Here is a 2,665-nt window from a genome sequence, read left to right on the forward strand (position 1 = left end):
CTCTCGCGGGTGACGCTCTTCGACGGCCGGGTGGTAGGGGCAGCTCCGGTCTTGAGGCCAGGGCGGGGCGTCGGCGGTCGGCGTGGCGGTCGATGCGGCGGGCCCGAACGGGGGTGTGGGGAGCGGGGATTGCGCGGTTTCGGTCATGAGCGACCTCCGGCAAACGGACTGGTATCCTTGGGCAACCATTAGACCGGAGGGTTCCGCGCCCGTCCATGGGGCGCGACCGGATTCCGGCCACGGGGAACCGCTATCCGATCACCCGGCGCCACCGCGGCCGGACGCCCGGCACAGACACCTACCGGCCTGCCTTCCCCCTCCCCCCTCGCCCGCCTAGGACCCCTCGGACCTCTCGGACCCCTCGGACCTCTCGGGGTCGAGCATCCGACCCTCCACGATGCGCCGCATCCCTTCGACGAGGTCCTTGCCGCGCGGCGCGGCCGCCGGGTCGATGAGCCACTGCACCCACAGCCCGATGAACAGGGCGTGGATGACGGAGCCGACGGTGCGGGAGGCGATCTCGGGCACCTGGCTGTCGTCCACCCCCTCGAAGACCGCCACGATGCCCTCGCGGCCGCTCGGCAGCACGGCGGCGAACCGCTCCCGCAGCTCGGGCCGGTTGGGGAGCTGGCCGATCATCTCGAACTGGGCGGCCCAGAAGGCGCGGTCGTGCGCGAATCCGTCGAGCAGCGAGTCCCAGCAGGCCGCCATCCGTTCGTCGTGCGAGACGTCGGGGGCCAGGCCGGCGGTCAGCGCCCGGCCCACCCGTTCCCCCCACTCCTCCGTCAGCTGGATGAACGCGGCCATCATCAGCGCGTCCTTCGAGCCGTAGTGGTAGCCGATCGAGGCGAGGTTGGCGCCGGAGGCGGCGACGATGTCGCGCGCCGTCGTCCGTACCCAGCCCTTGTCGAGCAGGCAGCGCTTGGCGCCCTCCAGCAGATCTTCGCGATGTCCCATACCGGAAGCCTAACCGCCGCCCATACGCGCGTCATGGACAACCGTCCTACACGCACGTTCTACACGCTCGTCATAGACAGTCGTTTAATACGCTCGTATAGTCCTGCCCATGACGAACCCCGCCCCGCGTGCCGGGCGCAGGGAATGGACCGCCATGGCCGTCCTCCTGCTGCCCCTCCTCCTGGTCTCGATGGACACCTCGGTCCTCTTCTTCGCCGTCCCGGCCATCACCCGGGACCTCGGCGCGAGCAGCACCCAACAGCTCTGGATCTTCGACAGTTACGCGTTCGCCCTGGCCGGGCTGCTGATGACGATGGGTTCGCTGGGCGACCGGATAGGCCGTCGCAAGCTCCTGCTGCTGGGCGCCGCCGCCTTCGGCGCGGCCTCCGTGGCCGCGGCCTACGCGCAGAGCGCGGAGATGCTGATCGCGGCGCGGTTCGTGCTGGGGATCGGCGGTGCCACGCTGATGCCGAGCACGATGGGCCTGGTCCGCAACATGTTCCGCGACGACGCGCAGCGCGCCAAGGCGGTCGGCATCTGGTCCGCGGCCATGGCCGGCGGCATCGCGCTCGGTTCGGTGCTCGGCGGGGTGATGCTCAAGCACTTCTGGTGGGGTTCGGTCTTCCTGCTGAACGTGCCCGCGATGGTGCTGCTGCTGGTCTTCGCGCCGCTCCTGGTCCCGGAGTTCAAGGATCCGCGCCCAGGACGCTTCGACCTGCCGAGCGTGGTCCTGTCGATGGGCGCCGTGCTGCCGACGGTCTACGGCGTCAAGGAGATGGCGGCCCACGGCGTCGACGTCCCCCGCCTGCTCTGCCTGCTCGCCGGCCTGGCGCTCGGCGTGGTCTTCGTCCGGCGGCAGCGCGGCGGGCGGCCGGCGATGGTCAGCCGCGAGCTGTTCCGCGACCGCGCCTTCGGGGCGGGCATCGGCCTCAACTCCCTCGCGATGTTCGCGATGATGGGCTCCTCCTACTTCACCACCCAGTACCTCCAGTCGGTCCTGGGCAAGGGCCCGCTGGAGGCGGCGCTCTGGGGCACGCTCCCCTCCCTCGCCGTCGGCGCGGCCGGTCCGCTGGCCACCGTCGCCGCCCAGCGCGTGGACCGGGCCTACGTGATCGCCACCGGCTTCGTCATCACCGCGGCCGGCTTCGCCCTCCTCCTCGGCACCGACACCACCTCCCTGACCCTCACCCTGATTTCCTGCGCGGTCATCGCCTGCGGCATCGTCACCGTGGCGGCCCTCGTCTCCGACCTGGCCCTCGGCGCCACACCCCCGGAGAAGGCCGGCTCGGCCTCCGCCCTCCTGGAGACCGGCCAGGAGATCGGCGGTGCCCTGGGCATGGCCGTGTTCGGCACCATCGGCATGGCCGTCTACCGGCGGGACGTCTCGGACTCCCTGTCCCACACTCTTCCGCACGGTGAACTCGGCATCGTCCGCGAGACATTGCCCGGGGCGGCGGCGGTCGCGGGGCGACTGCCGGGACGGTCCGGTGAGGCGGTGCTCTCGGTGGCTCGGGAGGGGTTTGTGCACGGGATGCACGTCGCGGCGGTGGGGGCGGCTGTGGTGCTGCTGCTGGGGGCGGTGCTGTCGGTGCGGCTGCTGCGGGGGCGCCCTGCGGCGCCGGACGCTCCGGCCGAGGCCCCGGCGGAGACCCTGACGGAGGCGCCGGCCGCTGCCGGGCGGTAGGCCGCGGGCTGTCTCTTATACACA

2 protein-coding genes are annotated in these 2,665 nt (G+C 71.7%); one reads left to right on the top strand and one right to left on the bottom strand.

Annotated elements, in window-relative coordinates:
• Nucleotides 1-333 precede the first annotated feature (333 nt).
• Entirely contained in the window at nt 334-957 is a 624-nt protein-coding gene (locus ACSNOK_RS32450; RefSeq protein ID WP_436784374.1) for a TetR/AcrR family transcriptional regulator, read from the bottom strand.
• A 109-nt stretch (nt 958-1,066) separates the two neighbouring features.
• On the opposite strand from ACSNOK_RS32450, the gene ACSNOK_RS32455 reads away from it, so the two are divergent.
• Nucleotides 1,067-2,641 (top strand): MFS transporter, encoded by a 1,575-nt coding sequence (locus ACSNOK_RS32455; protein ID WP_436784375.1) that lies wholly within the window; start codon nt 1,067-1,069, stop codon nt 2,639-2,641.
• Nucleotides 2,642-2,665: the final 24 nt, after the last annotated feature.

The sequence above is a fragment of the Streptomyces sp. URMC 126 genome (assembly GCF_051386555.1).
GTDB lineage: Bacteria > Actinomycetota > Actinomycetes > Streptomycetales > Streptomycetaceae > Streptomyces.